Consider the following 6,727-nt stretch of genomic DNA (forward strand, 5'->3'; position numbering starts at 1 on the left):
GCGCTGATCGTCTGCGGACACGTCGAGGATCCGGAGGTACCTTCGGGGCCATGAGCGATCCGAAGGACGACGAGACCCTCGACGACTTCCGCGAGGCGCAGGAGACCGACTACGAGCCGGAGCCGACCGTGCTCGACCCCGACGACCTGCCGGTGGTCGACGATGCGGACGACGAACTGCTCCCCGACGACGACCGACCGGTGCCGCTCGACACCGACGACGACGCGATCTGAGCGATCGCGCCGTCGTCGTGCCGCGGCACCGGCGTCGGCGTCGGCGTCAGCTTCGGTTTCGGCGTCTGCTCAGTCGAGCGGGAGGGTCCGCGCGAAGGTGCGGGTGACCGGCGTCGCGGCGAGGAACGGTGCCATCGCCGGAGCACCCTCCGGCGTCGCGCGCCAGGCCACGTACGTGTCGTGGTCCTCGGCGGTCGTCCACGACTCGACGACGACCATGCGCGCCGGGTCCTCGTCGTCGACCAGGACCTCGAGCGACTCTAGGCCGTGGAACGACGCGGTCTGTTCGAGCGTCTCGCGGATCGCACCCTGGAGTGCGTCTTCGGGGGCGTCGCTCTGGAACTGGACCTCGAGCAGGACGGTCATCGACATGGGGAACCTTTCGTCAGCGGTGTCCAAGCCAACCCCTGACCCCCTGCGCTTGTTCCGGGTCGGTCAGCCGAGGATGCGGAACCGGAGCGGATCGCCCGGACGGAGCTGCGCAGCGAGGTCGATCGACGACGGTGTCAGGACCGCGACGACCGGGTAGCCGCCGGTCACCGGGTGGTCGGCGAGGAACAGCACGGGGAAGCCCTCGGGTGGTACCTGCAGTGACCCGGTCTCGACGCCCTCGCTCGGCAGCTCGCGTGCCACGGAGCGGGCGAGCGGCGTCTCGGCCGTGGTGCGGACCCCCACACGGTCGCTGTCCGCACTGACGGAGAAGTCCTGACCCGTCAGGGTCGCACGCCACTCCGGGGTGAACCAGTCGTCGCGCGGTCCGGGCACCACGTCGAGCACGACCGGTTCGTCCGGCCACCGCGGCTCGGGCTGCGGCACCGCGTCGACGATCGGCCACGACACCCGTGCGTCACCGACGGGCAGGACGTCACCGGCCGACAGCGGCGGCGGACCGAGGCGCGCGAGGGAGTCCCACGAGCGGCTGCCGAGCACCGGGTCGACCGCGAAGCCCCCGAGGACCGCGACGTAGGCGCGCAGGCCCACGGTCGCGATGCCGATCCGGAGCGTGTCGCCCGGGGCCAGCAGCAGCACCTCGTGCGAGGCGGCACCGCGGACCGATCCGTCCGCCCGCTCGACCTCGACGGGGCAGGCCGCGCCGGTCGTGGCCGCGACCACGTACGCGTCGGCGCGGAGCGTGACGGAGCCGAGCAGGGCCTCCAGGACGGCCGCGTCGGGACGGTTGCCGACCAGCCGGTTGGCGAGCGCCGCGGAGCCGCGGTCGGCTGCTCCGGCCGCCCCGAGGCCCATGTCGCTGAAGCCCGGGCGCCCGAGGTCCTGCGTGGTTGCGCCGTAGCCGACCTGCACGACGGTCAGCGCGGTCATGCCGCACCCGCCACGACGAAGCGGACGAGCGTGCCGGCGGGCGCGAGCGCCGGAGGCGTGCGCTCGAGGGACCACATCGGCATTTCGGTGCGGCCGATGAGCTGCCAGCCGCCGGGCGATGTCCGCGGGTAGACGGCGCTGAACTCGCCGGCCAACGCCACGGCGCCGCTGGGGACGGCCGTGCGGGCGGTGCTGCGGCGGGGCAGGTCGAGCGGGCGATCGCTGGCGGTGAGGTAGCTGAAGCCGGGGGCGAAGCCGCAGAACGCGCTCGTCCAGAGCTGCCCGGTGTGCCACGCCACGAGCTCGTCGCGCCGCATGCCGGTCAGTTCGGTGACGGTGTCGAGGTCCTCGCCGTCGTAGGTGACGTGGATGACGAGCGGGTCGGCGTCGTGCGCTTCGAGCGCTGCGCTGACCGGGGCGACCTGCGCGAGCTCGGAGCGGAGCCGTCCGGGGTCCGTCGTCGTCGGGTCGAATCGGAGCAGCAGTGTCCGGGCGCCGGAGACGACCTCGGTCAGCCCCGGCAGGGTGGCCTGTGCGAGTCCGGCGCGGAAGGCGACGACGTCGGCGAGGGACCCGAACGTGGCGAGGAGTGCGGTGCCGCCAGCGGAGCGGACCTCCGGGCCAGTCACGGCGCGAACGGCGCGATCGTCACGCCGTGCTCGGTCAGGAGCGCTCGGATGGCACGGGCCATCGCGACCGCGTCCGGGGAGTCGCCGTGCACGCAGACCGAGTCGGCACGCACGGCGATCTCGGACCCGTCGACGGCGGTCGCGACCCCGTCGGTGACCATGCGGAGCACCCGGGCTGCGACCTCGTCCGGGTCGTGCAGCACCGACCCCGGCTGCTTCCGTGACACCAGCGAGCCGTCGGGTTCGTAGGCACGGTCGGCGAAGGACTCGCTCACCGCGCGGAGCCCGTGCCGCTCGGCTGCCAGCAGCAGTTCCGACCCGGGCAGCGCGAGCACGGCGAGCGACGGGTTGACGTCGGCCACGGCACGGACGACGGCCTCGGCCTGCACCGGGTCGGCGCAGGCGGTGTTGTACAGGGCGCCGTGCGGCTTGACGTAGGTGACGGCCGTGCCAGCGACGTGCGCGGTGGCGGCCATCGCACCGAGCTGGTGGACGACGTCGGCGTACAGCTCGTCGGGGGTGACGTGCACGGGTCGGCGGCCGAAGCCGATCAGGTCGCGGTAGGCCACGTGCGCGCCGATCGCCACACCACGCTCGGCGGCGGCGCGGGCGGTGGCGAGCATGATCGTCGGGTCACCGGCGTGGAACCCGCAGGCGACGTTCGCGCTCGAGACGACGTCGAGCATCGCGGCGTCGTCGCCCATGGCCCAGGCGCCGAAGCCCTCGCCCAGGTCGCTGTTCAGGTCGATCGTCGTCACGGGTGCTCCCTGTCGTCGCGGGTTGTTGAACAATCTACCGATCACCCCGGTCCCTGTCATCCGCTTCCCCCGGTCGGACGGCGGTTTCCGAGGTGCGCCACGTACTGTCCGAGTCCTCAGTACCACCGGCGGCAGTGCTGCCGGATCGATCTCTGCACTGGAGCAGCTCATGACCGACAGTGACAACACGCACGACGCCCCGAAGAACGACTCCGAGGGCACCGAGAAGCCGGGCGGCCTCGGCGACGACAACACCATCCCGAACAACCCCGACGGCCTGGCCGCGGGGCACACGGGCGACGACTCGCACTTCAACCCGGAAGAGGACGGCGAGCACTAGCGGCTCCTTTCCGGCCTGCGGGTCGACGCAGAACGACACCGTCGTTGTCCTCCGACAACGGCGGTGTCGTTCTGCGTCTGCACGCATCCGCGCGCGTCTGCACCCACTCGTCCGCCCCGACGAAACAAACAGCGCAAAACCTTCCGGCACGAGGTTTCCGGTGCTACAGTCCCGATCACCTAGCAGCACTAGGGATTCAGCGGGCGCCGAAGCCCCCTGTGACTCAAGGAGGAGTCATGTCGACACCGACGTCGAAGGAAGAACCCACGCGGGGCATCGCCGGGACCGCGTCCCCAGCGGTCACCGCAGCCGCCGGAGCCACCGCCACGGACGCCGCGGCGTCCCGAGCGTTCTCGGTCGAGGGCATCACGCAGTCCGTCAGCACCGTCCGGGTGGGCCGCGGCTACCTCTGGGGCCTGAGCTTCGCCCAGTTCGGCCTGTTCGTCGCCCTGCTCACGCCCGTCTTCGTGAGCATGTCGATCAAGGCGACGGAGCTGAACCCGACGAGCCCCGAGACCGTCGTCGGCTCGGTCCTGCCGTTCGGAGCGCTCGGCGCCCTGTTCGCCAACCCCCTGTTCGGCGCGCTCTCCGACCGCACCCGCACGCGGTGGGGCCGTCGTCGCCCCTGGATGGTCGGCGGTGTCGTCGTCTTCGTCGGTTCCCTCGCCTGGCTCGCGTTCTCGCCCGACGTACTGCAGCTCACCCTGGCCTGGGTGCTGGCGCAGGTCTCCGCCAACGCCGTCCTCTCCACGCTGACGGCGAGCTTCGCCGACAACGTGCCGGAGTTCCAGCGCGGCAAGGCCTCGAGCGTCATCGCCCTGGCACAGAACATCGCGATCCTGGCCGGGCTCTACCTGGCCGTGTACCTGGTCGGCAACCTGCCGGTCCTGTTCATCGCACCGGGCGTCCTGGCGATCATCGCGGTCCTCGTCTACTCGTTCGTCGCCCGTGACGACCTGCCGACGACGCCCGTCAAGCCCTTCAGCTGGGTCAACCTGATCAGCTCGTTCTGGACGAACCCGATCAAGCACCGCGACTTCGGGCTCGCCTGGTGGGGCCGTTTCCTCATCACCTTCGGCACGTTCATGTTCACGACGTACCGACTCCTCTACATGCAGGACCGCATCGGGCTCCCGCAGGGCGAAGCGGTCGGGGTCGTCGCGTTCGGCGTGCTGCTGTACACGATCGCCCTGCTCGTCAGTGCCGCCGTCTCCGGCTGGGTGTCCGACCGGATCCAGCGTCGCAAGGTCTTCGTCTGGGGTTCGACGGCCATGACCGCCGTCGGCCTGGTGATCCTGGCCCACGTCGACAGCGTCGGCGGGTTCTACTTCGCCGAGATCGTCCTCGGTTTCGCCTTCGGCATCTACGCCGCCATCGACACCGCCCTGGTCGTCGACGTGCTGCCCGACCCGGAGCGCCCCGGCAAGGACCTCGGCGTCATCAACATCGCGAACGCCCTGCCGCAGTCACTCGCCCCCGCCGTCGGTCTGTTCCTGCTCGGCATCGGTGGCGGCCAGAACTACACGCTCATGCTCTGGGGTGCCGGCGTCGCCGTCATCCTCGGTGCCCTCGTGATCCTGCCCATCAAGTCGGTCCGCTGACGGACGCGACCGCCTGGAGGCGCGACCTGCGTCCGCAACGCACGCCGCGCCTCCAGGCGGTCACCTCCACCCCACGTACCCGTCTGTTCAGGCACCGTGACGGGCAGGGGGCTGGGTCAGAGCTGCGGTGAGCGCCTGCCGAACAAGGCGTCGAGGAACCGCGAGAACCGCGACTCCGGCTCGTGGGGCGTCTCGATCGAGCGGGTCGGTGAGCGGAACGCCAGGTCGTGCAGCATGTTCCGCTTCGACCCGTCCCAGTTCGCGAACAGGTAAGTCCCGCCGATGAAGGACATGCTCCGGACCGGGGTGCGCTTCCATGAGTCCGCAGCCACGTAGTAGCCCGCGTGGCCGGCGCGGATGTGCTGGATCACGGTGTCCACGTCGATGACACCGGTCGGTGTCACGACGGCGGTGATGCCCGTGCGGTCGCGGGCGACGTACTCGATGAGGTGTTCGGTCACGATGGAACTCTTCGTCACGGTGGTGAGACGCCACGGCAGGGAGCGTGGCGAAGGGGATTCGGAACCGCCGTTGCTTCCGTTTCCAGAGTACGTCCGCCGCAGGCGTGCCGTCCCCGGATGTCCGCCGTTCGCAGCCGGATGAGCGTTCAGCGGATGGGGGTCCGGTCGGCCCAGTCCACGATGCGTTCGATCGTGTCGTCGAAGTCCCGCGTGCCGGGTCGGTTGAGGAACGCGTGACGGCTGTCCGGCAGGACGTGTCGTTCGACCTCGGTGCCCGCGGCCTCGAGCTCGTTCGCGAAGCGCTCGCCCGAGGCGCGCATCACGTCCCGCTCGGCGTCGATCAACAGGGTGCGGGGGAACCCGCCGAGGTCGTCGGACGCCGGGTAGACCGCAGTGGGGCGGCCGCCCGCGTACGCCCGGTTGCTCAGGTCGAGCAGCAGCGGCGCGTGCGTGAGACGCCGGTGCCCTCGGACGAGTCGCCGCACCGCCCGGTCATGGGGGAGTCGGGCGTGGAAGAACCCGTAGGTCAGCACGAGGCCGGCCAGCGGCGGGGCGGTCGCGACCGCGGATGCCGCCAAGCACGCACCGGCGCTCGCCCCGCCGAGCAGCAGGCCGGACGGCGCCTCGTCGTGCAGGTGGCGTAGGACGGCGACGATCTCGTCCCGCGCGTGGGGCGCCCGTCGCCGCCCACGTGGTCCACCCCGGCCGAGCCAGGGCAGTCCGGGCAGCGGTCCGAGGCGGTAGTCGACGGTCACGACCGGCAGGCCGCGCTCGGCGAGTGCCCGTGCGACGGCGTCGGACTCCGGCAGGTCGAGGTCGCCCCGGAAGAACCCGCCGCCGTGCACCCAGACCAGGGTCGGGGATCCCGTGGCGGCGCTCCGGTCCAGCGGTCGGTACCGCCGGACGGGGACCGGGCCGTGTGGGCCGTCGATCCGTTCATCGGCGACCTCGATCGTGTCCTGCTGCTTCCCCCGCATGGGAGCAGTGTCGCAGGACGCGGGCGGGAGCCGGGCTCGCGGCGCTTGAACAGGCATGCTTTCGGAGCGGCGGGCGGGACACGGCCCGGTAACGATGCGGGCGACCGCTCGGCGGGGCAGGCAGCGTGGAGGCATGCGCCTGACGAGAGCCGCCCTGATCCTGACCACTGCGACCCTGGCCGTGCTGCTGACGGGGTGTTCCGGCGCTGACGGAGCGGACGGCGGTGCGGCGACCCCGACCGTGACCGAGACCGTCACCGCCCCGCCCTCCGACGCCGCGAGCACGCCGACGCCGACCTCGACCTGCCGGAGTCCGGTCCCCGTCCGGCGGTACCGACCGCTGGACCGGAGCGCCGCCACGGGATCCCCGACCCTGGTCTGGGTGCACGGCGGCGGGTTCTTCCGGGG

General features: G+C 71.6%; 9 protein-coding genes and 1 pseudogene. 4 read left to right on the forward strand and 6 right to left on the reverse strand.

The features are described from left to right. The first annotated feature begins 50 nt into the window (after positions 1–50). Positions 51–233, forward strand: a complete 183-nt coding sequence (locus tag DEJ05_RS11885) for a hypothetical protein (RefSeq protein ID WP_110860976.1) — start codon at positions 51–53, stop codon at positions 231–233. A 69-nt stretch (positions 234–302) separates the two neighbouring features. Here the strand turns inward: DEJ05_RS11885 and DEJ05_RS11890 are convergent, their stop codons facing one another. The 4 genes from DEJ05_RS11890 to DEJ05_RS11905 form a co-directional block, all read right to left on the reverse strand. Next, complete coding sequence (locus tag DEJ05_RS11890) at positions 303–605, reverse strand: putative quinol monooxygenase (protein ID WP_111024724.1); 303 nt, start codon at positions 603–605, stop codon at positions 303–305. 63 nt (positions 606–668) lie between these two features. Next, positions 669–1,553: a biotin-dependent carboxyltransferase family protein gene (locus DEJ05_RS11895; RefSeq protein ID WP_111110501.1), complete on the reverse strand. Its 885-nt coding sequence runs from the start codon at positions 1,551–1,553 to the stop codon at positions 669–671. Continuing rightward, complete coding sequence (locus DEJ05_RS11900) at positions 1,550–2,182, reverse strand: allophanate hydrolase subunit 1 (RefSeq protein WP_111110502.1); 633 nt, start codon at positions 2,180–2,182, stop codon at positions 1,550–1,552. The genes DEJ05_RS11895 and DEJ05_RS11900 overlap by 4 nt, the downstream gene beginning before the upstream one ends. Continuing rightward, entirely contained in the window at positions 2,179–2,940 is a 762-nt protein-coding gene (locus DEJ05_RS11905) for a LamB/YcsF family protein (RefSeq protein WP_111110503.1), read from the reverse strand. The genes DEJ05_RS11900 and DEJ05_RS11905 overlap by 4 nt, the downstream gene beginning before the upstream one ends. Positions 2,941–3,109: 169 nt before the next feature. Here DEJ05_RS11905 and DEJ05_RS18135 point away from each other — a divergent pair, with 169 nt between their 5' ends. Both DEJ05_RS18135 and DEJ05_RS11910 read left to right on the forward strand, forming a co-directional pair. Then, positions 3,110–3,280 (forward strand): hypothetical protein, encoded by a 171-nt coding sequence (locus DEJ05_RS18135; RefSeq protein ID WP_164941189.1) that lies wholly within the window; start codon positions 3,110–3,112, stop codon positions 3,278–3,280. Between the two features lie 236 nt (positions 3,281–3,516). Continuing rightward, positions 3,517–4,881 carry an MFS transporter gene (locus tag DEJ05_RS11910; RefSeq protein ID WP_111110504.1) on the forward strand — a complete coding sequence of 455 codons (1,365 nt, stop codon included), beginning with the start codon at positions 3,517–3,519 and terminating at the stop codon, positions 4,879–4,881. A 116-nt stretch (positions 4,882–4,997) separates the two neighbouring features. Here the strand turns inward: DEJ05_RS11910 and DEJ05_RS11915 are convergent, their stop codons facing one another. Next, positions 4,998–5,342 (reverse strand): hypothetical protein, encoded by a 345-nt coding sequence (locus tag DEJ05_RS11915; protein WP_071405928.1) that lies wholly within the window; start codon positions 5,340–5,342, stop codon positions 4,998–5,000. A 146-nt stretch (positions 5,343–5,488) separates the two neighbouring features. After that, on the reverse strand, positions 5,489–6,319 hold the full coding sequence (locus tag DEJ05_RS11920; RefSeq protein WP_181440716.1) for an alpha/beta hydrolase: 831 nt from the start codon (positions 6,317–6,319) through the stop codon (positions 5,489–5,491). A 133-nt stretch (positions 6,320–6,452) separates the two neighbouring features. On the opposite strand from DEJ05_RS11920, the pseudogene DEJ05_RS11925 reads away from it, so the two are divergent. Beyond that, positions 6,453–6,727 (forward strand): annotated as a pseudogene (locus DEJ05_RS11925) (hypothetical protein); the annotation flags it as partial.

This window comes from Curtobacterium sp. MCLR17_045 (genome assembly GCF_003234405.1).
GTDB classification, from domain to species: Bacteria; Actinomycetota; Actinomycetes; order Actinomycetales; family Microbacteriaceae; genus Curtobacterium; species Curtobacterium flaccumfaciens.

Coding starts and splice junctions, on each gene's coding strand:
- DEJ05_RS11910 (WP_111110504.1), top strand. CDS start 3,517: ATGTCGACACCGACGTCGAAGGAAGAACCCACGCGGGGCATCGCCGGG.
- DEJ05_RS11895 (WP_111110501.1), bottom strand. CDS start 1,553: ATGACCGCGCTGACCGTCGTGCAGGTCGGCTACGGCGCAACCACGCAG.
- DEJ05_RS18135 (WP_164941189.1), top strand. CDS start 3,110: ATGACCGACAGTGACAACACGCACGACGCCCCGAAGAACGACTCCGAG.
- DEJ05_RS11920 (WP_181440716.1), bottom strand. CDS start 6,319: ATGCGGGGGAAGCAGCAGGACACGATCGAGGTCGCCGATGAACGGATC.
- DEJ05_RS11885 (WP_110860976.1), top strand. CDS start 51: ATGAGCGATCCGAAGGACGACGAGACCCTCGACGACTTCCGCGAGGCG.
- DEJ05_RS11890 (WP_111024724.1), bottom strand. CDS start 605: ATGTCGATGACCGTCCTGCTCGAGGTCCAGTTCCAGAGCGACGCCCCC.